The organism is Phaeobacter gallaeciensis, assembly GCF_001678945.1.
Classification (GTDB): Bacteria; Pseudomonadota; Alphaproteobacteria; order Rhodobacterales; family Rhodobacteraceae; genus Phycobacter; species Phycobacter gallaeciensis_A.
On sequence record NZ_CP015124.1, the window covers coordinates 1,770,751 to 1,792,523 of the forward strand.

The following is a 21,773-nucleotide window of genomic DNA, read 5'->3' on the forward strand; positions in this document are numbered from 1 at the left end:
GAGATTCCAGCATCAGCCTGGAAACCTTTTGACAACTCTTGAGGGTCAAATTGGTCATCGTGCCGTGGGGGCATAGTGAACTGGGGTGAATGTGGTGACCAATATACTCACTGTCATGCATAAGGAAAACGTGCGTCTGGATCCGGGAAAACTTTCCGAGCTGTATTCACAGCTGGGCGAAACCGGAGCCGAGGACGTTGTTTGCCGTGCAATTGAAGAACTGGCGGTCCGCCTTTCGCATTGCGAACGCTTGTGGCGTCAGAATGATATGGAAAATCTGCGCAAGAACGCGCGCTCACTGATCGCGATTTCGGATCAGATCGGCATGACCGCGATGGCGGCCATCGCCGGCGATGTGACCGACGCCGTCGACAGCAAGGATTCGCCGGCCATTGCGGCAACGGTGTTCCGCCTGCTGCGCGTTGGCGAAAGATCCCTGACCGCAGTCTGGGAACAGCAGGACCTCTCTATCTGAATCCGACACGACCAGAACCCAAATCCGAAATCCTACCCACAGGCTGTATTCACGCAGGGCTTGCAGGCAACGCGGTGACGGATACTCTGACGGCTGAATAAGCCCCCATGACCGGAGTATCCCGATGACCCCCGTTTTTGCCGCACCCTGCGATAATGCTATTGTGCTTTATGTTATTGATCAGGCGTCCTGCGAAACCTGGCTGCAAACCCAGCCAGATCAGGTCGCAGGATGGGCGCGGGCACATGGGTTCAAGGGAGCGATCGGTCAGGTGCTTCTGGTTCCGGCCTCCGATGGAACCGGCCCGGCAATGGCGCTGGCCGGATACGGCAACGCAGCACAGCGTGCGTGTCAGCGGTTTACGCTGGCGGCGGGAGCCGAAAAGCTGCCCGAAGGGATCTATACACTTGCAAGCGGGGGCGATGGCGGCAACGCAATTCCCGAGGCAGCTCTGGAACAGGAATGTTTCGGCTGGCTGATGACGCAGTATCGCTTTGATCGCTACAAGGAGGCCAAGGCGCCCGGTGCTGCTCTGGTTGCACCCGAAGGTGTCGATGCGAAAGCCGTCGAATCGCTGGTGGCCGCCGAATGCCTAACCCGCGATCTGATCAATACACCCGCCGCCGATATGGGCCCTGACCAGCTGCAGGCCGCAGCCGAAGATCTGGCCCGCGAATTCGGCGCCACGGCACAGGTGACGCTGGATCAGGACCTTCTGGAACAGAACCTTCCGATGATTCATGCCGTTGGCCGGGCCGCCACAGCGCGCCCCCGCCTCATTGACCTACGCTGGGGCGACAGCGGACCCAGGCTGACCCTGGTGGGTAAAGGCGTCTGTTTCGACACCGGCGGGCTCAACCTCAAACCCGGCAGCAGCATGGGGTTGATGAAGAAGGACATGGGCGGCTCTGCCACCGTGCTGGGGCTGGCGCGGATGATCATGGCCGCAGAGCTGCCAGTGCAGCTGCGCGTGCTGATTCCCGCGGTTGAAAATGCGGTTTCCGGCAATGCCTTCCGGCCCGGCGATGTACTGACCTCCCGCAAGGGGCTGACGGTCGAGATCAACAACACCGACGCCGAGGGCCGTCTGGTGCTGGCCGATGCCCTGACACTGGCAGATGAGGATACGCCTGACCTGCTGATCTCCATGGCGACGCTGACCGGCGCCGCGCGGGTGGCTGTGGGACCGGATCTGGCGCCCTTTTACGCCAGCGCCGATGCGGATGCCGCTGCCATTGCAGGCACGGCGGGGCAGATGGCTGATCCAGTCTGGCGCATGCCTTTCCACGACCCTTATGAGACGATGATCGAACCCGGCATTGCCGATCTCGACAACGCGCCTGCCGGCGGCTTTGCCGGCTCTATCACCGCAGCTCTGTTCCTGCGCCGCTTTGCGGGCAGCAGCCGCTACATGCATTTCGACATCTATGGCTGGACGCCCAGCGCTGCCCCTGCCCGCCCCAAGGGCGGTGTCGGTCAGGGCGCGCGGGCGATCTTTGCCGCGCTGCCGGAGATGTTGAACTTATGAGCGGCCCCGTGATGGACACCGCTGCGCAGGAGCGCGCGCGAATCGCCCTTCCGGTTGTCGATGTTCTGCGACGTCCCGATGGCCCGCGCGACCGGCAGTTTCTTTATGGGGCGCCGGTCTTGATTCTCAGCTCACAGGATGGCTGGGCGCAGATCCGGGCCGAGAAGGATGGATATACCGGCTATGTCCCGGTGGCGGCCCTGACCGCTCCGCTGGAAGCAACCCATTGGGTCAGCGCCCCGGCGACCCATGCCTATGCGCAAGGTGATTTCAAATCGGCGGACCAATGCAGCCTCAGCTTTGGCAGCCTGCTGCGGGTCAGCGAGACCTCCGGGCGTTTCGCGGCAACTGAACTGGGGCATGTCCCCGCCACGCATCTGATGCCCATCGGCAGCCTGATGCAGGATCCGGTCACGGTGGCCGAAGGGTTCCTTGGCACGCCCTACCTCTGGGGCGGCGACAGCCGCTTTGGCATCGACTGTTCCGGGCTGGTGCAAGCCGCGCTGATGGCCTGCGGCATTGCGTGCCCCGGCGACAGCGGCCCGCAAGAGCGGGATCTGGGCCGCGCCCTGCCCGAAGGCAGCACCTATATGCGCGGTGATCTGTTGTTCTGGAAAGGCCATGTTGCCCTGGTGCGCGACGGCGAGAGCATCATCCACGCCAATGCCCATGACATGGCCGTGGCGATCGAACCCCTGCAGGCCGCGATCACCCGGATCGCCGAACAGGGCGATGGCCCCGTCACTGCGCACAAACGTTTATCCTGAAAAGGAGCCTCCTGGTTTGGGGGGCCGGTAAAAGGCTCAGTCGACGGCGCGGATCAGCTTGCGCTCCAGCACCCGCAGCACGGTTTTCAGATCGTGCCCGCGCTTCAGGATCTGGCCGTCGATGCCCACCACCGAATACTGCCCTTGACGGTTGCGCAGCTTGGGGCGTTTTTCGATCCGGTAGAGCGGGTGTTCAGCGGTGCGCCGGAACACCGAAAAGACGGCGCATTCCCGCAGCGAGGAAATCCCGTAGTCCCGCCACTCCCCCGCAGCGACCATGCGACCGTAAAGGGAAAGGATCACCGACAGTTCCTTGCGGTCGAATGAAACCTGTTCTGGGATGCCAGCCCCGGGGAATGACGCCGTGTTTTGAAAGCTCATGATATCAGGTTCGCGTCAATCCGGGCGGGAATCAAGCGGTTTCGGCGCGCACGCCCCCATCGCTGCGATGCACATCGGGCACCCAATCCGCATCCGCCCGGTTCCAGAACCGGTTGGGATTGCCTTCGTCCTGTCCGCGGATATGCAGGGTGCGGCTGGCCGCAAGCAGCTGGATCACCGGCTCTTCATAAGGGTGAACGTCATAGATCGCCCGCAGCAGCGGATCGAGATCAGCACCAGTCTGCGGCACAAAGACCTGCACTTCGACGCAAGGCACCTCGACCGCCGCTCCGCTGGCTGGCCCGGTTGACCCCGCCCGGACGCGAGCGGAACTGCTGCACCCCCGTCGCGGTGGTGAACCCCACCTGATCATAATCGCCCCAGCGCAGCGGATCGCAGGAGATAATCGCATCCATCACCTTTGCGGCGTCACCCTTTGGCACCTGCACCAGCAGCCGGGTGCCGGTCTGAACGGTGTAGCGTTGATCCTGCCTGTCAGATCTGGTTTCAGACATGGGGTCCTCCCCCACTCAGTTCCGTCGCGCTTCCGGACAACTCCAGCCCCAGGATCTGCTGCAGCGCCCTGCGGCCCGGCGCGGTGAGGGTCAGCCCCCGTTTGTGGTGGCGGCGCAGCATCCAGCCGCGCTCCAGCGCATGAGACAGCAGTTGCCGCCCCAGCGGTCCCGCCACATGCAGCCGCCGTTCGGTCCAGTCGAGACAGGGCCGGGCAAAGGGCTGGCGCATGCTGCGTTGCGGATCCGGCAGGGTGACCCCAAGCGGCGCCCACAGATCGGATGGGACGGTATCGAACCCGCCATCCCGCTCCACCAGCATCCCCCGGCGCAATAAGGCCTGCGTCATCGCCACCGCCAGCGGCCCGGCCAGATGATCATAGCAGCTGCGCACCTCGGCCAGTCCACCCGCCTTGCGGCGCTGCGCCAGATACAGACTGTCGGCAGGGGCGATTGCGGCCAGCTGTTCCAGCGCCTGGGCAACCTCGACCCCGGACAGCCGGTGATAAACACAGCGGCCCCGTTTCTCCGCCACCACCAGCCCGGCCTCCTGCAACATCCGCAAATGCGCGGTCGCCGTCTGCGGCATGATCCCGGCGGCTGCGGCAAGCTCTTTGTTGGTATAGGCCCGCCCCTCCATCAGCTCACACAGCATCCGGGTGCGGCTGGCATCGCCAATGGCCTGCCCCAGAATGTCAAAGCGCGGGGTCTGCGGGGGCTTATGCGGGTCTGGTTTGTTCATGTCATAACCCTAGGCGCTGCTGCCCCCGGCCCCAAGGACAAAGACTTCGGCGCAGAGCGAAGGATCACCCCTGCAGGCCGGGCGCGTTCAGGCAAAGCTGCCTTGGCAGAACCAGCCCCGCGACAGCGCCGCGCCATGGGCAAAGAACACCCACAACCGGGCCCCGCAGGTGGTCACCACCACCCAGTAATCGCGCACTCCGCTGCGCCAGTTCGGATCCTCCAACCACCATTCCGGGGCGATGCGCTCGGGGCCTTCGGCGGTGGCCAGCTCCCAGTCGCGCCCGCGCCAACGGAACCGTTCGGGCACCTGGGGCACATCCGGGGCCATCACCAGTTCCGGGCGCCACAGCAACAAGGGGCGCGCATGGGGCGCCGCAGGCCAGTCCTGCGCAGGCTCTGACCAGGCGGCAGCCAGCACCTTGGCGGTTTTTTCCGGGATATGCGTCTCGACCGGGTGGCGCCGGGTGATCGCCTCCAGCCCGACCCGCGCGCCGATACGTCCGATCAGATCTTCCAGCGCCACGGTCTGCCCGCCCGCCTGCCGGGTTCTGGCGGCGGCAGTGGCCTCCAGATGACCGGCCTGGGTGCGGGCATGGATGGGTTCGGCCTGCATGGCCTCAAGACGCAGCATCTCGATGCCGAACCCCGCGTCGATCTGCTCCAGCTTCATCGCCAGCAGCGGCCGGATGCGGTCCGGGTCCCGGCTGGGTCGCGCCAGACCGACGGTCACGATCTGGGCTGCCTGATCGACCCGGTGCGCCTCAAGCCGCAGCAGACGCGCGCCCTTGCCGCGTTCCTCAAGCAAGGCGCAAAGCCGGGGCAGCATTCGGTCGATCCCCGCCTGAAGATCCTCCACCAGGCCGATCGGCTCGGGCAGGGTCAGGCGCACCGCAAAACTGTCAGGCACCCCCGCCGGGGAGACCGGTTCCGGGGTACTGCCCATGGCCTGATCAAGCCGCAGCACCAGCCCCCGGCCAAAGCGCCGCGCCAGACTGGCCCGGGGCTGATCCAGAAGATCGCCGATCTGCCGCAAGCCAAGTCGGCCCAGCTGCGCCACGGCTGATGCCTCCAGCCGCAGGGCCGCCACCGGCAGGGGCGCCAGCACCCGGTGCGCCTGCCCCACCGGCGCGATCCGTTCGGGCTGCTGCGACAGCTCGACCGCCTGCGGTGCCGCACCACCCCGGGTCCAGTGCCTGCGCCCCGCCTTGCCCGAAGGCGCCCCTTGCCCCGGCGCCGCCGGGCGTACAGATATGCGGGCTGCGCGGGCGCGGGTGGCGCGGGCCTCCTGATCGATGGCATCGCCGGACCGGTCCACCGGCAGCCCGGCCGCCTGCCCTGCATAGCGCGCCAGCGCCCAGGCCGCGCCCAGTGTATCGGCCAGCCCCATCCGCACCGTGATCCCCATGTCCGCGCAGTCCGCATCGATCTGCGTCAGCAGGGCCGCCTCGCCATCAAAAAGATGTGAACAGCCGGTCATGTCGAGATTGATTTCATCCGGGACCTGCGGCGCAACCCAGGGGCTGAACTTGCCCGCCCAGCGCCCAAGAGCCATCAAAAATGCCGTTTCCGCCGGAATATTGCGCTTACGAGTCAAGAGCGTAGCGCAAATGGCATGGGCATCACGCAGCGGCTGCCCAACAAAAAGCCCCTCGGCCTCGGCCGCCTCATTTAACGCAGAAATAACCTGTGTGTTGGAAAGTTCCTCCACAATGGCCAGAGGCCCGGCAAGACTGCCACGCCCCGCGCGCATCACACGCTCTGCTCCGAGACGCGGAAACCAGAGCGACAATATGCGGCGATGGGACATGACACGATCCGGTTTGATGGTCCAAAATTTTCGAAAACAAGCAGTCGGCACCGCCTATGTTCTACATTTGTTCCAATCATTCGATTCGGTCAATCCACCCCCACACACAGGAGCCGCGCTCATGACGCATCCGCTCATGCCCTCTGTCTCGCCGCGCGGCTTGCGCAGTATTCCTGTCCTTCTGGTGCTGGGTCTGGCCCTGGCAGGTGCGCAACTGGATGCAGCCGCACCGATCGCAGACAAGCACGTCAAGCGGCGGGTCGAGCTGATGGCTACCCAGAAAGCGGCCATTACCACGCTGGCTGACATGATGGCCGGGCGCACCAGCTTTAACGCCTCCAAGGCCAAGGCCGCCCGGCGCACGCTGGTGAAAACAACAGGCGACATCCGCAAACGGTTCAAGAAACCGCGCATGGATCCCAATTCACACGCCAACCCGCTGATCTGGCAACAATGGGATGATTTCGAAACCCGGGCAGAGACCGCCAAGGATGCCGCCAAACAGCTGAACGCATATACCCTGAACGGACTGCTGCGGACGGTGCCGAGCATGGTGCAGGCTTGCCTCAGCTGCCACGAAACCTACCGGAATGCGCCCAACGATTTCATCACCCACTGAGGGAGACGTGACACAGGAGGGCCGCCCAGAGGGCGGGCCTCCATCAACGGCACTGCGCTGCGCCGGAGCAGGCGACACAGACTAAGGACAGGCTCGTCCTGGTCAGCCACCATAACGGGCCAAGAACAGCTCCACCGCCCCTGCGATCACCCGCTCGCGCTCTTCGGCCGAAAACTCGGTATCGATGTTGAAGATCAGACGCGGCACCAGATCGGCCCGGCACAATTCGGCAAACTGATCCGCGGCAAGGTCGAAATCCTCGATCTGCAATTCCCCCCGTGCAGCCGCGCCTTTCAGGTAATCGCGCAGCCGGGCCCTGACCACCATCGGCCCACTTTCATAGAACTGGCGCCCAAGATCCGGGAAGCGATCTGCCTCGGCCACGCAGATCCGGAACATGCGCAGGCCGAATTCCGACAGGCTGACCGACAGGATGTGGCGCCCGGCAGCGCAAAGCACATCACGCGGTGTGCAGCAGGCCCCAGCCAGATCCATCGGCGCATCCGCCTGACGGGCGCATTCGTTGCGGGCAACTTCCATGAACAGCAGGCGCTTGTCGGGGAAATAGCTATAGAGCGTTGCCTTGGACACACCCGCAGCACGGGCGATATCGTCGACGCTGGCGCCTTCAAAGCCATCGGCCATGAACACCTCGCGCGCGCCTTCCAGAACCTGGTCAAACTTGCGTCCGGTCCTGACAATGCTGGCTTGCTCATTCATGACCGGTCCTCGTGGCGCTGGCGGGATGACCGGATCACTTTAGCCTACCCATCCGCTGTTCAACAACTCCCCAGTCATCAACACTCCAGCAGCACCCGGAACACCCGACGTCAAAGCATGAGCAACAACGACAAATGCTGCACTCTGCCGCAGCGCGCCTCTGCCGATGGGTCTTGCGCTTTGTCCTCATGCCCATATGGTTAGAACCATTCTAAAAAGATGAGGCCCAAATGCGCTTTCTTCCACAGCGAAAACGGTTTTCGGACCTGACCGGCCAGGAGATCCTGGCGCTGGCCATTTCATCCGAAGAAGACGACGCCCGGATCTATCGCGGCTATGCCGCGCGGCTGCGGGAGGATTTTCCTGCCACCGCGAAGATGTTCGATGGCATGGCCGCCGAAGAGGATGAGCACCGCACCCGGCTGATCGCCTTGCATGAACAGCGGTTTGGCCCGGCGATCCCGCTGATCCGGCGGGAACACGTGGCCGGTTATTACAACCGTCGCCCAATCTGGCTGATGGAGAACCTCAGCCTTGAGCGGATCCGCGAAGAAGCCAAGGCGATGGAGGCGGAGGCCGAACGCTTCTACCTCGCCGCAGCAGCCCGCACCCAAGATGCCGCCACCCGCAAATTGCTGGGCGATCTGGCGGCCGCCGAAGCGGGTCACCGCGACACCGCCGCCGAGCTGGAAGAGGCGCATCTGACGGGCGATGCGCGATCTGAGGAAGACCGCACCGCGCACCGGCAGTTCGTGCTGACCTGGGTGCAGCCGGGGCTGGCCGGGCTGATGGACGGTTCGGTCTCCACCCTGGCGCCGATCTTTGCTACCGCCTTTGCCACGCAGGACACCTGGACAACCTTCCTGGTCGGCGTTGCTGCCTCTGTGGGGGCGGGCATTTCCATGGGCTTTACCGAGGCAGCCTCGGACGATGGCGAGCTGTCGGGGCGCGGATCGCCGATGAAACGGGGCATTGCCTCGGGGGTGATGACAACGCTCGGCGGGCTTGGCCATGCCCTGCCCTATCTGATCCCCGAGTTCTGGACCGCGACGACCATCGCCTTTGTCATCGTGTTCGTGGAACTCTGGGCAATTGCCTGGATCCAGAACAAATACATGGAGACACCGTTCTGGCGCGCCACGCTGCAGGTGGTTCTGGGGGGAGCACTGGTTCTGGGCGCGGGCGCCCTGATCGGCAGCGGCTGACCGTCCGGAGCTACAGCGGCGGAATGCTCCCGCCCGTCGGCAACAGGCCCAAGGCCTGCCCCCTCCCGTTGGGCATAGCGCCGCGCCGACGCGCGGCGGGTTGCGCACCATCACCACCGGGGCACAGGCCGAAGCAGGAAAAACCATAGCCAAAGCATATCCCTGCCGTGCGCCAGCGCGGCGCGGTCCAACGGGAGCCCTGCATGTTTCATGAAGAGGCGACGGGCGGGAGGGGCGCGCCTTACCCTAATCGCAGTCACTGCTGCGGCGGGCTTGAAAGCCGCGAGGTTTCGCCAGACATATCCTGACAACACCCCGGCGATCCAACGTACCGCTACTTGTTTCCCAATGTCAGACAGGCAGTTCGATTTTGCAGAAATCAAAAAAACATATAGTTTTAAAGTAGTTTCAATTCACTACACGACGTACAGCACGTCGCCTGTTGTGCGTCTACTGCCTCAGTACCCCCAAGGGACGAAAGCCCGTTTTCCACAGGCTATCCACGAATTAGCCCACAGGGATTTCCAGATGGCTTTGTGATCCGGGAACACGGTATTTTCTGTCACGGGCCGACGCAGGAAGCATCTGACAGAAACCAGCGTTTGGCCCCTTGAGAACTGTCAACAATAGGATGACTAATGAACAAATCTTCCTGCAAACAACAGAAATCCAACCTCCTAGGCATCAAAAGTAAGACGCGTATTGGAGAGGTGAGCATTCTAATGCGCACCAGCAGCCCTGCATTGATCGGCTTCACCGTCGCAGCCGGTTTGGCGTTCTGGTGGATGATCCTCGGCTAAAACATATTGGTCAGGCGCCTTTGAGGGGGGCCTCTATCTCCTCCCTCACCGCCTGTTTGATGGTCCCGAATGCCGTTACGGCCAGTACATCCACCAGCCTACTGCAAACCCGGGCCGAAAATGCCAGCCGACGCAATCAGGCTTTTCGTTTTGGTAAAATCAGGTTACCAGTTCAGCGATGGCTGACATATTCTTCAGAACCCTGCCCTTCTTTGCGATCATCGGCCTTGGCTACTGGGCCGGGCGCACGCGGTTCTTCACCGAAGAGGCCACGGCCTATCTGACGAAATTTGTCTTCTTCTTCCCACTTTCGGCGATGATTTTCCGCTTTGCCGCCAACCTGTCCTTTGCCGAGGTCTTCGATCCCAACCTGATCCTCGGCTATCTGGCAGGCACCGTCGCGGTCTACCTTATCGCCACGGCGGTGGCGGCCCTCAGGGGTCTGGATGTGCCCACCGCAGCGGTCGAGGCGCAATGCGCCGCCATCGGCAACGTCGGCTTCCTCGGGTTGCCGATGATGGCGATCCTGTTCGGCGAAGCCTCCATCGGGCCGATGATGGTGGTGCTGAGCGTCGATCTGGTGGTGTTCTCCTCGCTCATCGTCATCCTGATCAATGCCGGGCGCGGATCAGGTCTGGGGCCGCGCACCCTGAAACTGGTCGCAATGGGACTAGTGCGAAATCCGATGATCGTGGCCATCGTCGCCGGGCTGGCCTGGTCCGCCTCGGCGCAGCCGATCCCGGCGCCGGTCAATGATTTCCTGTCGATCCTCGGCGGCGCCGCCACCCCCGGCGCGCTTTTTGCCATCGGCGCCTCGCTGGCCTCGAAATCGGCCGAGCGCATGCAGGTTGCCGTCTGGCTCAGCTTTGCCAAGCTGGTGCTGCATCCGCTCTGCGTTGCCATTGGCGTGTTGTGGCTGGTGCCCGTCGCCAGCTTTCCGGCCTCGGTGGCCATCGCGGCAGCCTCGCTGCCGGTGGCGGGCAATGTCTACATGCTGGCGCAGCATTACAACGTCGCGCCGCACCGGGTTTCAGCGGCGATTCTGATTTCGACCGCGCTGTCGATCCTGACCGTACCGCTGGCTATCGCCTGGGCGTCTGGACTTTAATCTCCACCAACCGGCCAGCATTCAGTCTTTTGCAAAGCTTCTGACGCAAAAAGGCTGCGACAGGGCGCCGCGACACTGGACCCGGCCCCCGTCGGCGGGTAGCTGATAGGCACTCATTTGCAAGGAGCCTCACCATGGAAACCGTATCGGAAAACAAATGCTTTGGCGGCGTGCAGGGCGTCTACCGGCACAAGAGCACGGTCACCAACTGCGATATGACCTTTGGCCTGTTCCTGCCGGAAGAGGCAAAGGATGGTCCGGTGCCGCTCCTGTGGTTCCTGTCCGGGCTGACCTGCACCCATGAAAACGCCATGACCAAGGCGGGCGCGCAGGCCTGGTGCGCCGAGCAGGGCATCGCCATTGTTTTCCCCGACACCTCGCCGCGCGGCGATGATGTGGCTGACGATGAAAACTACGACCTGGGCAAGGGCGCGGGGTTCTACGTGAATGCAACCCAGGATCCCTGGGCGCCGCATTACCAGATGTGGGACTATATCGCCGAAGAACTGCCCGCCTTTCTGGGCGCAAACTTCTCGGTCGATCTGGAGCGGCAAGCGATCTCCGGCCACTCCATGGGCGGCCATGGCGCGCTGACGCTGGCGATGAACCTGCCGGGCCGGTTCCGCTCGGTCTCGGCCTTTGCGCCGATCTGCAACCCGACCGCCAGCGACTGGGGCCGCAAGCAGCTGACCGCCTATCTGGGCGCGGATGAGGCGGCATGGGCGAAACATGACGCCAGCCTGATGATGCGCGACACCGGTTTTGACGGACCGGTTCTTGTCGACACTGGCACCGCCGACCAGTTCTATGAGCTGCTGCGCCCCGAAGCCCTGTCACAGGCTGTCGCCGAACGCCGCCAGCAGGCCACGCTGCGGCTGCAACCGGGCTATGACCACAGCTATTTCTTCATCTCCACCTTCATGGAAGAGCATGTCTCGTTTCACGCCGAGGCGCTGTACCGGGACTGATCCGCAAAAGGACCGAACCACATGAGCCAGTACGACTACGATCTTGTCATCATCGGCTCTGGCCCCTCGGGCCGGACTGCCGCCATTCAGGCCGGGAAACTCAAACGGCGGGTGCTGGTCATCGACCGCAAGGACCGGCTGGGGGGCGTTTCGGTGCACACCGGCACGGTGCCGTCGAAAACCCTGCGGGAAACGGTGCTGAACCTCACCGGCTGGCGCGAGCGCAGTTTCTACGGCCGCGCCTACCGGGTGAAGGATCAGATCGACGCCGAGGACCTGAAGGCGCGCCTCCACATGACGCTGGACCACGAGGTAGACGTGCTGGAGCACCAGTTCAACCGCAACCACGTGGACTGGCTGGCAGGGCTTGCGCGCTTTACCGGTCCAAACGAGATTGAAGTGGCGACAGAGGCCGGCGACACCACTCGGATCACCGGCGAGAAATTCCTGATCGCCACCGGCACCCGCACCTATCGCCCCGATGACGTGCCCTTTAACGGCAAGACCGTGGTCGATGGCGACGAGTTCCTGGAAATGGAGGAAATCCCGCGCTCGCTGATCGTGGTCGGTGCCGGGGTCATCGGCGTGGAATATGCCACCATGTTCTCGGCGCTTGATGTGCGAGTGACCCTGATCGAGCCGCGCGAGACCTTCCTGGATTTCATCGACCGCACCATCATCGAGGATTTCACCCATCAGATCCGCGAAAACGGTGTCGACCTACGGCTTGGCTCGGCCATCGAGAAGATCGAGGACGAAGGCAGCCATATCGAGGTCAGCATGGCCAATGGCCGCCATGTGCGCGGTGAAATGCTGCTGTTCGCGGCCGGACGCATGGGCAATACCGACAATCTTAACCTCAAGGCCGTGGGGCTGGAGACCGACCACCGAGGCCGCATCAGCGTCGAGCGCAAGACCTACCAGACCTCGGTGCCGCATGTGTATGCCACCGGCGATGTGATCGGGCACCCCTCGCTCGCCTCCACATCCCTGCAGCAGGGCCGCGTCGCCGCCTGTCACGCGCTGGAGACGCCCACCGTACCCGAAAGCCCCTGGTTCCCCTATGGCATCTACTCGGTGCCGGAAATCTCCACCTGCGGCATGTCCGAGGAAGAGCTACAGGAGCGCGGTGTGCCCTATGAGGTCGGAATCGCGCGGTTCCGCGAAACCTCCCGCGGGCATATCATGGGGCTGGAACACGGCATGCTGAAGATGCTGTTCTCCCTCAAAACCCGCCGGGTGCTGGGCGTGCAGATCGTCGGCGAAGGCGCGACCGAGCTTATTCACATTGCCCAGGCGGTGCTGAACCTTCAGGGCACGGTGGAATACTTCGTCCAGAACACCTTCAACTACCCGACCCTGGCCGAAGCCTACAAGATCGCGGGTCTGGATGCCTTCAACCGGATGCCCATCCCGGATGAGTTCAAGGTGAAGCAGCCGACCAAAGCGCCCGAGAAATCAGAGCCTAAAAAGGCGAAAGAGTGAGCGCGCTTTTCATCGATGCCGACGCCTGCCCGGTCAAGGCAGAGGCCGAGCGGGTCGCCACCCGTCACGGGCTGAAGATGTTCGTGGTCTCCAACGGCGGCTTGCGCCCCTCGGCCAATCCGCTGGTGGAAACCGTGATCGTCTCCGAAGGCGCCGATGTGGCCGATATGTGGATCGCCGAACGCTGCGGACCGGGCGATGTGGTGGTGACCGGCGATATCCCTCTCGCCGCCAAATGCATCGAGACCGGCGCCCGGGTACTGCGCCACAATGGCGAACGCTTCACCGAGGCCAACATTGGCCAGCAGCTGGCGATGCGCGACCTGATGGCCGATCTGCGCGCCGCCAACCCGCTTGGCGCGGGGGGCAGCGGCAAGGGCTTCACCAAAGCGGACCGCTCGCGGTTTCTGGACAGTCTGGAGCGCGAGATCCGGGCCGCCAAAAAGTCCTGAACGAAAACAATTTTCCGGCAACAAAGTCTCACCCAGAGCCTTGCGGCGGAGAGGCAACTCCGTCACTGATCAGGCAAGCGTGCAGGGGGGGCCCATGAGTCAGGAAATCAAAGTCAGCGTTCTGGGGCTTCTGGCCGCCGCCGGATCGGCCATCAGTTTCTCCGTCATCGACGTGATCTTCAAATTCCTGTCCGGGGACTACCCCCTTTATCAGGTGGTCATGGTCCGCTCTGTGGTGGCGCTTCTGGTGCTGGCGGCGGTGATTATTCCCCTCGAAGGGGGATTTAACATCCTGCGCACCCGGCAGCCGAAACTGCACCTGATGCGCTGCTGCGCGGTGCTGTTTGCCAACATCTGCTTCTTCACCGGGCTGGCCATCATGCCCATCGCCGAGGCCGTCGCCATCGCCTTTGCCACGCCGCTGATCGTGACTGCCCTGTCGGTCGTTGTGCTGAAGGAACGCGTCGGTCCCTGGCGCTGGGGTGCAGTGGCTGTGGGGTTCCTTGGCATTCTGATCATCATGCGGCCCGGCCCCGGCAGTTTCCAGGCCGCCGCGATCCTGCCATTCCTGGGCGCCTGCGGCTATGCCACGCTGCACGTGCTGACCCGCCGGGCGGGCGGCGCCGACAAGGCGGCGACCCTGTCGTTCTACCCCACCTTCGGCTTTCTTGTGGTCAGCGCGCTGGTCGGCCTTTTCACCGGTGACGGGCGGTTTGCCACCGGCGACAACGCCGCAGTGGATTACATCCTGCGCGCCTGGGTCTGGCCCGCGCCCCAGGACTGGTGGCTGTTCATCGGGGTCGGACTGGCCGGATCCGTTGGAGGCTATCTGGTCAGCCAGGCCTACCGGCTGAACGAAGCAGGACTGGCCGCGCCGTTTGAGTATATCGCCATGCCGATGGCCGTGCTCTGGGGCGTTCTGGTGTTCGATGAATGGCCCGATCTGCCGGTCTGGGCCGGTTCGGCCTTGATCATCGGCGCCGGCCTTGTTTCAGTCTGGCGGGAAACCCGGCGCAGCCGCCCGGTGGCCCGCCCGCGCCCACGCTCGGCCGGGTAATGTAACGGAACAGGAAGCAGCAGATGCCCATCGACGCCGTCGTTTTCGACATTGGCCGCGTGCTGATCGAATGGAACCCCGAGGCCTTCTTTGACGCCCGCCTCGGCCCAGAGCGCCGCAAGAGGCTGTTTGCCGAGGTCGATCTGCACGGGATGAATCTGGGCGTGGACCGCGGCGATGATTTCCGCGCCTCGGTCTACGGGCTGGCCGAGCGTCACCCGGAGTGGTCCGAGGAAATCCGCCACTGGCACGACAGCTGGATCGAAATGGCTTCTCCCGAGATCCCGCACTCGGTGCGACTGATGCGAGCGCTACAGGCCCGCGACATCCCAGTGTTTGCCCTGACCAATTTCGGCGTCGGCACCTTTGCCGTGGCGCGCCAGACCTATCCGTTTTTCGATGAATTCGATCGGGCCTTCGTGTCGGGCGATCTGCGCACCATCAAGCCCGAGCCCGAGATCTACGCGCATCTGGAACGCGACACAGGCATTGCGCCGGAGCGCCTGCTGTTCACCGATGACCGCCCCGAAAACATTGACGCCGCCGCGCAACGCGGCTGGCATACCCATCTATTCACCACACCCGACACCTGGGCCGCGCGCCTGGTGGCAGAGGGGCTGTTGACCCCAGAGGAGGCAAAATGAGCATTCCATCCATCGGTTTCAAAGAGGGCGAGGCCCTGCTGGACTGGGTCGGCTTCACCGAGGCGCTGGCCAAGGGGCATGATCTGCCCAAGGCGGAAATCGGCGATACTTTTCTGTACCGCGATCCCGACACGCTGCTCAGCCGCTCCGCCTGGATCGATGGCATGGGGCTGGCCGTAAAGACGGCGACGATCTTTCCCGGCAACCCCAAGGCGGGCAAGCCGATGGTCAATGGCGCGGTCTGTCTTTACTCCGATCAGGACGGTACCCTGGACGCGCTGGTGGATTTCCACCTGGTGACCAAGTGGAAGACCGCGGGCGACAGCCTGCTTGGCGCCATGCGTCTGGCCAACCCCGACAGCCGCGACATCCTGATCGTCGGAGCGGGTACCGTCGCCGGATCGCTGGTCGAGGCCTTTGGTGCCGCCTACCCCCGCGCCCAGATCCGGGTCTGGAACCGCACCCAGTCCAAGGCCGAAGAGATGAAGGCCAGCTATCCGCAGATCGAGGTCGCCGCCGATCTTGAAGCCGCCGTGCGCTCGGCCGATATCATCGTCACCTCCACCATGTCATCGACCCCGGTGGTTCAGGGCGCATGGCTGAAACCCGGCCAGCACCTGAACCTGATCGGTGCCTATCGCCCCGACATGCGCGAGACCGATGACGAGGCGCTTTGCCGCGCGCGCATCTATTGCGACAGCTTCGACACCACGCTGGATCACATCGGTGAGTTCAAGATCCCGCTGGCCGAAGGCGTCATCCAGCGCGGCGATGTGCTGGCGGATTTCTATTCCCTCGACAGTTTCCCTGCCTATGATCCGGAGGCGATCACCCTGTTCAAGAACGGCGGCGGCGCCCATCTGGACCTGATGACGAGCCGCCACATTCTGGAGAAATGGCGCGCGAAGGGCTGACGTGCGGCCAATAATCAAAGCCTATGAAATATTGAAGGGACAAGGAGTAAGCCTGATCAATTCTCGATCTCGCCAGAGGAGCTGCGGTTTTCTGACGTCCTGTCGATGCAAGTGACCTTTGAGCCCGAAGATCGAACAGCATCAGGGTTGGAGGCCAAGGCGCGCGACATCACGCACGCGCGTCTCGCAGGTACTCCAACCCAATCTCACCAGATTTTTCAAGGAAGCTCAGGACACTAAGAGTGAAACGGTTCTCCTTGCTTGGATCGAGGACGGGTTCACCATCGACCACCGTGATGCCATCAAACATCCGAGTGAATTGGCTTTGCCTTGCCTCTGACATGGTCCAGTCAGCATCAAAGGCAACGCCGTTTTCCGGCTGAACGACCAGCCCTTCTCCAGCAGTATCCAGTGTCGCATAGCCTTTATCATAGTTGGCGGCATGTACGCTGGAGAAGACGTCAACCTGGAGTCTCAACTCGCCACGCTGGAATTCGTCCCGCCGTTTGGCCAGAAGATCGGCGCGTATTGCCGCCAAATCATCCTCTTGTAGCGGCTCGCCAAGCTCCGTCCGTTCCGTGGCATCCCCCGCGAATTGCCCGAACTCATCACTGCGCGCCATCTCAAACGTGGTTTTGATTGCATTCATTTGCATATCGACCATCGCGTTGATCTGATGATCGATGAGCTCTTCTTCGGTCATGCCTACGTACTGCTCACCAAACAAGATCGACCGGGCATTACTGAGCATCTCTGCGCCCTGCGACGCAAGGGATGACTGCAGGCTGAATTTCATCTGCAACAGACCGGCTGCTTTTGTCTCATCGGACAGCTTCTGAGATTGCTCAAGCTCCAAATCGGACAGTATCGTGTCCTCCGGCAGGCCTTCTCCTGGTTCAAGTTCAAGATCCTGATTTGCCAGCCCGCGGAAAACCGCGCCAATAGTCTCCAACTCATTCCTGACGAGAGATTGGATCTTTTCGAGAACATCCTGCGTCTTTCGCGACAGCGAGGCCGAGCCAACCGACGTAACCCTTGGATCAGAATAGACGCCAGTCATGTCTGTGCTGACACCACGGCTAAAAACACTGGCCGGGCCGGGCGATGCAGCAGGTTGTCCAGCCGGATCAGCCGCCTTGGGCTCTTGAAATAGCGAAGTCGTGTAAGTGCTAAAAGTATTATTGATTTGCATGGTTTACCTCACGATACGGCGGCCGAGCCTCGAATTGACCCATCCACTGTATCACAGTGATACCCATAAAAACGGGTAAACGATGCAGGATACAATCGTTAAAGTTGTCTTGGGCGACATGCCAGCACGGCTGCTTCCGTCACACGACGTGATGCTCAAGGCTAGCACCCAGGTTCAAAAATCATCGCGGAGCTAAGAAGCATTCTTGGACGTTACGCCGCGAAGCCGACACTGCTGCGGCATTCGGCACCGGCTGAATTCACCTCACGCCGCCACGCTCCCCAGCGGGCGTTCCCGCACCGGCAAATGCACGATGGCGCTGAAGGCCCCGACGGCGACACCGATCCACCACACGAAGGTGTAATCGCCATAGGCATCATACATCCGCCCCCCCAGCCAGACGCCCAGGAAGCTGCCCAGTTGGTGGCTGAAGAAGACGATCCCGTAAAGCGTCCCCATATAGCGCAGCCCGTAAATATGCGCGACAAGGCCCGACGTCAGCGGCACCGTCGCCAGCCACAGGGAGCCCATGACGATGGAAAAGACAATCACCGACGTCGGCGTAATCGGCACCAGGATGAAGGCCGCCGCCGCGATGGTCCGCCCGGTATAGATCGCCGCCAGCAGGTATTTCTTGGAGTAGCGGTTGCCCAGATATCCCGCCAGCAGGGTGCCCCCCACATTGGCCGCCCCGATCAGCGAGATCGCAACCGCCCCCAGCGCCGAGGTCGAAGTGATCCCGAGGCTGTAGAGCGCGCCGCCCGGCATGATCGGCCCGCACATCTCGGTCACGAAGGCCGGGAAATGCGCGGTCACGAACGCCAGCTGATAGCCACAGCTAAAGAATCCGAGGAAGATCAGCGTATAGGACGGATCCTTGAAGGCCTTGATCAGGATGGTGCCCATGCTCTCTTCAAGCTCAGATTTGCTCGCCATCTGCGGCGCGCGCATAAGCGGCAGCGTCAGGATCAGCGCCAGCACCACGCCTGCAAAGATCAGGAACACGGTCTGCCACGTCAGGAAGGACAGCATCCATTCCGCCCAGGGCGCGCCAAAGATTTGCCCGGCAGAGCCTGCCGCCGTGACAATCGCCAGCGACATCGAGCGGTTTTCATCCGAGCTGGCCCGCCCCACGACCGCCAGAACCACGCCAAAGCCGGTGCCCGCAATGCCAAAGCCCACCAGCCATTCATAGGCCTGCATCTGGAACGGCGTCACCGCGCCTGCGCTCAGCACCAGCCCCGCCGCATAAGTAAGCGCGCCAAGGATGATGGCCTTTCTGTCACCGATCTTCTCGGCCACCGCGCCAAAGATCGGCTGCCCGATCCCCCAGGCCAGGTTCTGGATCGCGATCGCCAGCGAGAACTCCGCGCGCAGCCAGCCGAACTCTTCGGCGATGGGGATCTGGAACACCCCGAACGAGGCGCGCACCGCAAAGCTGACCATGATGATCACGCAGCCCACGATCAAAACGGGGGTAAACAAGGGTGTTTTCTGTGCCGCTGCGCTGCTCATTCCGGGTCCTCCAAGTCAGAGCTGCGACGGTAGGCATTGCGGCCCCGGGGTCAATTCAAGAAATCTGCGCACTCACATAAGGAAAATTGATGTGAGGGTTTGGATGTTGCGTCAACCTTGCCCCAGCAGAGCCTTGGCTCCAGCCCAAGCCTCCTTAGCCCTCATCATGATTGGAGTGACCCATGCTTCGAACCCCGTACCATAATGCGCGGCGAGAGTCAGAATGGTGTCGGAGTTGGCCAAGAACCATCCCACTAGGGCAGATCCAGCTTCCCCCAGTGGCGCCGTAGCCATCTGGCTGAGAACAAACCCACCGACAACGATTATGGCATTCCGGTTCTGATCCCTCTGCCCCGACTGCAACCGCTCCAAATGACGCGCGTGGTCGTGGAACAGCTGCGACAGCTCGCGAATACCTTCGCCAAAGGCCTCGGGCGTTCCTGCAATCGCACCGGACAGCGCATCCTGCGCAGGCTGAATCTCAGGCTGCGGCGCGGCTGCATATCGGGCAGCGCGTGCCTCTGCCGCCTCCACATCCGGGTTATCCAGAAACAGCGATGGACCAAGTTGCAGGACTCGCTCCAAGGCGTCCACCAGATCGGGGCCAAAGGCCTCTTCCCCTTCCCGCTCGCCCCGACGATCACAAACACCCCGCAGGGCTTCATGTTCAAAGTAGAGATCCAGCATATCCAGTTCATCAAAGTCCCGATCCGCGTGGACGCGATATTGGCGGACCTGTTCGGCAAGGCGATAATGCTGGTTTCCCGCCAGTTGCCAAAGCGTCGTCAGGGCTGTGATCAGCCGATCATGCGCTTTGCGTTTGACCCGATCCTGCCGCTCCGCCTCGGTCGGGAAAGAAGCGACAAGATCGGCCCGGCCATCCTCGGCGATTTCAACGGCCATGCTGTCGGACTGATCGGGGTGTTCCGTCGGTAGCGGCGGCCAATTGTCCGCAACCTCGTTCAGGTAGTCGAGGGTTTTCTGTGTTCGCTCCTGATCATCTTCGAGCACTGAAAGTTCTGCCAGCCTTGGGTCAAGATGAGTGGCAGGAGTATCAAAATACGCGAGCCCTGTCGCAAGCTCACTATCCTGTATCAGCGACGATAAATGCCGAATTGGTCGCAAGTCCCGAATAGATGAATAAGTTACACTCAGCCACTCAAGCCTTGTGCAGTCCGACAGTGGGCTAATATCCTCAACCGGTGTTTCATCCAGTGTTATTGACCTAAGGTTCGATAGGCCCTTGAGGACCCGAACATCCTTCACAGCTGTCTGGTCAAGAAACACGACACGCAGTCTATGTAAGTCGGTTAATGGATCAATATCAGATACTTGAGTATTAACAAACGAAATTAATTCTAACGCGGTGAGATCGCGCAATGGCGCTAGATCCGACACTTCCGTTTCATCAATTTCAAGAATAGTGAGATGTCTCAACTTGCTAACAATACCAAGGTCAGACACTCTCGTATTCGAAAGCTTCAGCGTCTTGATACTTGTCAGCCGCCCCAGTTCGACAGGCAGTTCTTCAAGATCCTCTAAATCTGAAAGGTCGAGATCTCTCTGACCGGCCTCCTCTGCCGCGATGATCATGCGACGGGCCTCTTCGAAATGCTCTTCTGCGCTCATGGGCTGTACTGAAATCTTTTCACTTTCCTATGACGGGTCCACCTTTACACAGCGACACAGGCCCTGTCATGCTGCAAACCGCACCAGCGCGCCTTTTCAACCGCACGTCCCCGCGTTATGGCTGACCCCATGACCCAGGTAAGCGCGCTTTATCAGTCCCGCAGCGAGGCAGGCCAGATCCGCCCGGATCCGGCGCAGCAGGCTGTTCTGCCGGAATTTGACCGTATTGCCCAAGGCCTCATGGCGCCGCCGGTGAAACGCGGCCTCTTCCGCAAGGCTACTCGGGAAGAGGTCAAGGGCCTCTACCTCTGGGGCGGCGTCGGGCGCGGTAAATCCATGTTGATGGATCTCTTTGTCGATAGTCTGGACGGGATCCCGGCGCGGCGGGTGCACTTCCATGCTTTCATGCAGGAGATCCACGCCAAGATGCACGAGGCGCGCCAGAGCGGCGTGCAGGATACCCTCGCGCCGGTGGCAAAGGAGGTCGCCGAGTCGGTGCGCCTTCTGGCCTTTGATGAGATGCAGATTACCGACATCACCGATGCGATGATCGTCGGGCGGCTGTTTGAATCCCTGTTTGAGGCAGGCGTCACCGTGGTCACCACCTCGAACCGGGTGCCGGATGATCTTTACAAAAACGGCCTCAACCGCCAGCTCTTCCTGCCCTTCATCGATCTGATCAAGGAGAAGATGCAGGTCTGGGAAATGGTCAGCCCGGTCGATTACCGGCAGGACCGGCTCAAGGGCTCACCGGTCTATTTCTCGCCTGTGAATGCCGACTCCCGCGCCCAGCTCCGCGCCATCTGGGAGGATCTGTCGGGCGGTGATGCCCAGCCCCTGACGCTTGAGGTGAAGGGCCGCGAGGTCGTGCTGCCCGGTTTCAGGAATGGCGTGGCAAGGGCAAGTTTTTATGACCTTTGCGGCAAAATGCTGGGGCCGGGCGATTATCTGGCCATCGCCGAAGAAGTGAAGGTGCTGGTGCTCGAGGATATCCCGCGCCTGTCCCGCAGCAACTTCAACGAGGCAAAGCGTTTCGTCACCCTGATCGATGCGCTCTACGAGGCGCAGGTGCGGCTGATCTGCACCGCCGCGGCCGAGCCGGAATATCTATACGTCGAAGGCGACGGTGCCTTCGAGTTCGAGCGCACCGCCTCGCGCCTGCGGGAAATGCAAGACAAGGATTGGGGACAGGACGGCTGAGCCTGCCCCGCGCCGCGCAAGCGGCGCCACGCCCAACGGGATGAGATCGCA

23 protein-coding genes are annotated in these 21,773 nt (G+C 62.2%); 14 read left to right on the plus strand and 9 right to left on the minus strand.

The annotated features are described in order from the left end of the window. Positions 1 to 115: 115 nt before the first annotated feature. The 3 genes from JL2886_RS08550 to JL2886_RS08560 all read left to right on the plus strand — a co-directional run bounded on the left by JL2886_RS08550 (position 116) and on the right by JL2886_RS08560 (position 2,770). Positions 116 to 475: a hypothetical protein gene (locus JL2886_RS08550; RefSeq protein ID WP_065271624.1), complete on the plus strand. Its 360-nt coding sequence runs from the start codon at positions 116 to 118 to the stop codon at positions 473 to 475. 124 nt (positions 476 to 599) lie between these two features. Next, entirely contained in the window at positions 600 to 2,003 is a 1,404-nt protein-coding gene (locus tag JL2886_RS08555; RefSeq protein WP_065271625.1) for a leucyl aminopeptidase family protein, read from the plus strand. Continuing rightward, entirely contained in the window at positions 2,000 to 2,770 is a 771-nt protein-coding gene (locus JL2886_RS08560) for a C40 family peptidase (RefSeq protein WP_237028440.1), read from the plus strand. Before JL2886_RS08555 ends, JL2886_RS08560 begins: the two co-directional genes overlap by 4 nt. Positions 2,771 to 2,806: 36 nt before the next feature. On the opposite strand, the gene JL2886_RS08565 is transcribed toward JL2886_RS08560, so the two are convergent. The 5 genes from JL2886_RS08565 to JL2886_RS08580 form a co-directional block, all read right to left on the minus strand. After that, entirely contained in the window at positions 2,807 to 3,151 is a 345-nt protein-coding gene (locus JL2886_RS08565) for a DUF2794 domain-containing protein (protein WP_065271626.1), read from the minus strand. A gap of 31 nt (positions 3,152 to 3,182) precedes the next feature. Continuing rightward, positions 3,183 to 3,401: a hypothetical protein gene (locus tag JL2886_RS19695; RefSeq protein ID WP_237028441.1), complete on the minus strand. Its 219-nt coding sequence runs from the start codon at positions 3,399 to 3,401 to the stop codon at positions 3,183 to 3,185. Next, complete coding sequence (locus JL2886_RS19700) at positions 3,382 to 3,666, minus strand: hypothetical protein (RefSeq protein ID WP_237028442.1); 285 nt, start codon at positions 3,664 to 3,666, stop codon at positions 3,382 to 3,384. Before JL2886_RS19700 ends, JL2886_RS19695 begins: the two co-directional genes overlap by 20 nt. Next, entirely contained in the window at positions 3,659 to 4,405 is a 747-nt protein-coding gene (locus tag JL2886_RS08575) for an ArsR/SmtB family transcription factor (RefSeq protein WP_065271627.1), read from the minus strand. Before JL2886_RS08575 ends, JL2886_RS19700 begins: the two co-directional genes overlap by 8 nt. Before the next feature lie 87 nt (positions 4,406 to 4,492). Continuing rightward, on the minus strand, positions 4,493 to 6,214 hold the full coding sequence (locus JL2886_RS08580) for a Y-family DNA polymerase (RefSeq protein WP_065271628.1): 1,722 nt from the start codon (positions 6,212 to 6,214) through the stop codon (positions 4,493 to 4,495). A 121-nt stretch (positions 6,215 to 6,335) separates the two neighbouring features. Between JL2886_RS08580 and JL2886_RS08585 the strand changes: the two genes are divergently transcribed. Then, positions 6,336 to 6,833 (plus strand): c-type cytochrome, encoded by a 498-nt coding sequence (locus tag JL2886_RS08585; protein WP_237028443.1) that lies wholly within the window; start codon positions 6,336 to 6,338, stop codon positions 6,831 to 6,833. A gap of 102 nt (positions 6,834 to 6,935) precedes the next feature. Here the strand turns inward: JL2886_RS08585 and JL2886_RS08590 are convergent, their stop codons facing one another. Next, a complete protein-coding gene (locus JL2886_RS08590; RefSeq protein WP_065271630.1) occupies positions 6,936 to 7,553 on the minus strand; it encodes a TetR/AcrR family transcriptional regulator in 618 nt (205 codons plus the stop codon). 230 nt (positions 7,554 to 7,783) lie between these two features. On the opposite strand from JL2886_RS08590, the gene mbfA reads away from it, so the two are divergent. The 9 genes from mbfA (at position 7,784) to JL2886_RS08630 (ending at position 16,186) form a co-directional block, all read left to right on the plus strand. Further along, entirely contained in the window at positions 7,784 to 8,758 is a 975-nt protein-coding gene (gene mbfA / locus JL2886_RS08595) for an iron exporter MbfA (RefSeq protein WP_065271631.1), read from the plus strand. Positions 8,759 to 9,396: 638 nt separating this feature from the next. Next, a complete protein-coding gene (locus JL2886_RS19430; protein WP_156767918.1) occupies positions 9,397 to 9,558 on the plus strand; it encodes a hypothetical protein in 162 nt (53 codons plus the stop codon). 178 nt (positions 9,559 to 9,736) lie between these two features. Then, positions 9,737 to 10,666, plus strand: coding sequence for an AEC family transporter (locus JL2886_RS08600; RefSeq protein WP_065271632.1), 930 nt, complete (start codon positions 9,737 to 9,739; stop codon positions 10,664 to 10,666). Positions 10,667 to 10,800: 134 nt separating this feature from the next. Then, positions 10,801 to 11,634: an S-formylglutathione hydrolase gene (gene fghA / locus JL2886_RS08605; protein ID WP_065271633.1), complete on the plus strand. Its 834-nt coding sequence runs from the start codon at positions 10,801 to 10,803 to the stop codon at positions 11,632 to 11,634. Positions 11,635 to 11,655: 21 nt separating this feature from the next. Further along, the gene (sthA, locus tag JL2886_RS08610) at positions 11,656 to 13,119 is read left to right on the plus strand and encodes a Si-specific NAD(P)(+) transhydrogenase (protein WP_065271634.1); all 1,464 of its coding nucleotides are present in this window, start codon (positions 11,656 to 11,658) and stop codon (positions 13,117 to 13,119) included. Beyond that, positions 13,116 to 13,571 (plus strand): YaiI/YqxD family protein, encoded by a 456-nt coding sequence (locus tag JL2886_RS08615; protein ID WP_065271635.1) that lies wholly within the window; start codon positions 13,116 to 13,118, stop codon positions 13,569 to 13,571. Before sthA ends, JL2886_RS08615 begins: the two co-directional genes overlap by 4 nt. Positions 13,572 to 13,665: 94 nt before the next feature. Next, positions 13,666 to 14,628 (plus strand): DMT family transporter, encoded by a 963-nt coding sequence (locus JL2886_RS08620; protein ID WP_065271636.1) that lies wholly within the window; start codon positions 13,666 to 13,668, stop codon positions 14,626 to 14,628. A 23-nt stretch (positions 14,629 to 14,651) separates the two neighbouring features. Next, positions 14,652 to 15,272 (plus strand): HAD family hydrolase, encoded by a 621-nt coding sequence (locus tag JL2886_RS08625; protein WP_065271637.1) that lies wholly within the window; start codon positions 14,652 to 14,654, stop codon positions 15,270 to 15,272. After that, positions 15,269 to 16,186 (plus strand): ornithine cyclodeaminase family protein, encoded by a 918-nt coding sequence (locus JL2886_RS08630; RefSeq protein WP_065271638.1) that lies wholly within the window; start codon positions 15,269 to 15,271, stop codon positions 16,184 to 16,186. The genes JL2886_RS08625 and JL2886_RS08630 overlap by 4 nt, the downstream gene beginning before the upstream one ends. 169 nt (positions 16,187 to 16,355) lie before the next feature. Here JL2886_RS08630 and JL2886_RS08635 read toward each other — a convergent pair whose 3' ends face one another. From JL2886_RS08635 to JL2886_RS08645, 3 genes are all read right to left on the minus strand, one after another. Beyond that, a complete protein-coding gene (locus JL2886_RS08635) occupies positions 16,356 to 17,378 on the minus strand; it encodes a hypothetical protein (protein ID WP_133245387.1) in 1,023 nt (340 codons plus the stop codon). A 264-nt stretch (positions 17,379 to 17,642) separates the two neighbouring features. After that, positions 17,643 to 18,893, minus strand: a complete 1,251-nt coding sequence (locus JL2886_RS08640; protein WP_065271640.1) for an MFS transporter — start codon at positions 18,891 to 18,893, stop codon at positions 17,643 to 17,645. Positions 18,894 to 19,004: 111 nt separating this feature from the next. Next, complete coding sequence (locus tag JL2886_RS08645; protein WP_065271641.1) at positions 19,005 to 20,522, minus strand: leucine-rich repeat domain-containing protein; 1,518 nt, start codon at positions 20,520 to 20,522, stop codon at positions 19,005 to 19,007. Positions 20,523 to 20,651: 129 nt separating this feature from the next. Between JL2886_RS08645 and zapE the strand changes: the two genes are divergently transcribed. Continuing rightward, positions 20,652 to 21,722: a cell division protein ZapE gene (zapE, locus tag JL2886_RS08650; protein WP_065273604.1), complete on the plus strand. Its 1,071-nt coding sequence runs from the start codon at positions 20,652 to 20,654 to the stop codon at positions 21,720 to 21,722. Positions 21,723 to 21,773 lie beyond the last annotated feature (51 nt).

Coding starts and splice junctions, on each gene's coding strand:
- JL2886_RS08620 (WP_065271636.1), top strand. CDS start 13,666: ATGAGTCAGGAAATCAAAGTCAGCGTTCTGGGGCTTCTGGCCGCCGCC.
- JL2886_RS08635 (WP_133245387.1), bottom strand. CDS start 17,378: ATGCAAATCAATAATACTTTTAGCACTTACACGACTTCGCTATTTCAA.
- JL2886_RS08560 (WP_237028440.1), top strand. CDS start 2,000: ATGAGCGGCCCCGTGATGGACACCGCTGCGCAGGAGCGCGCGCGAATC.
- JL2886_RS08565 (WP_065271626.1), bottom strand. CDS start 3,151: ATGAGCTTTCAAAACACGGCGTCATTCCCCGGGGCTGGCATCCCAGAA.
- JL2886_RS19700 (WP_237028442.1), bottom strand. CDS start 3,666: ATGTCTGAAACCAGATCTGACAGGCAGGATCAACGCTACACCGTTCAG.
- JL2886_RS19430 (WP_156767918.1), top strand. CDS start 9,397: ATGAACAAATCTTCCTGCAAACAACAGAAATCCAACCTCCTAGGCATC.
- JL2886_RS08580 (WP_065271628.1), bottom strand. CDS start 6,214: ATGTCCCATCGCCGCATATTGTCGCTCTGGTTTCCGCGTCTCGGAGCA.
- JL2886_RS08600 (WP_065271632.1), top strand. CDS start 9,737: ATGGCTGACATATTCTTCAGAACCCTGCCCTTCTTTGCGATCATCGGC.
- sthA (WP_065271634.1), top strand. CDS start 11,656: ATGAGCCAGTACGACTACGATCTTGTCATCATCGGCTCTGGCCCCTCG.
- JL2886_RS08555 (WP_065271625.1), top strand. CDS start 600: ATGACCCCCGTTTTTGCCGCACCCTGCGATAATGCTATTGTGCTTTAT.
- mbfA (WP_065271631.1), top strand. CDS start 7,784: ATGCGCTTTCTTCCACAGCGAAAACGGTTTTCGGACCTGACCGGCCAG.
- JL2886_RS08645 (WP_065271641.1), bottom strand. CDS start 20,522: ATGAGCGCAGAAGAGCATTTCGAAGAGGCCCGTCGCATGATCATCGCG.
- JL2886_RS08575 (WP_065271627.1), bottom strand. CDS start 4,405: ATGAACAAACCAGACCCGCATAAGCCCCCGCAGACCCCGCGCTTTGAC.
- JL2886_RS08550 (WP_065271624.1), top strand. CDS start 116: ATGCATAAGGAAAACGTGCGTCTGGATCCGGGAAAACTTTCCGAGCTG.
- JL2886_RS08590 (WP_065271630.1), bottom strand. CDS start 7,553: ATGAATGAGCAAGCCAGCATTGTCAGGACCGGACGCAAGTTTGACCAG.
- JL2886_RS08625 (WP_065271637.1), top strand. CDS start 14,652: ATGCCCATCGACGCCGTCGTTTTCGACATTGGCCGCGTGCTGATCGAA.
- fghA (WP_065271633.1), top strand. CDS start 10,801: ATGGAAACCGTATCGGAAAACAAATGCTTTGGCGGCGTGCAGGGCGTC.
- zapE (WP_065273604.1), top strand. CDS start 20,652: ATGACCCAGGTAAGCGCGCTTTATCAGTCCCGCAGCGAGGCAGGCCAG.
- JL2886_RS08630 (WP_065271638.1), top strand. CDS start 15,269: ATGAGCATTCCATCCATCGGTTTCAAAGAGGGCGAGGCCCTGCTGGAC.
- JL2886_RS08585 (WP_237028443.1), top strand. CDS start 6,336: ATGACGCATCCGCTCATGCCCTCTGTCTCGCCGCGCGGCTTGCGCAGT.
- JL2886_RS08640 (WP_065271640.1), bottom strand. CDS start 18,893: ATGAGCAGCGCAGCGGCACAGAAAACACCCTTGTTTACCCCCGTTTTG.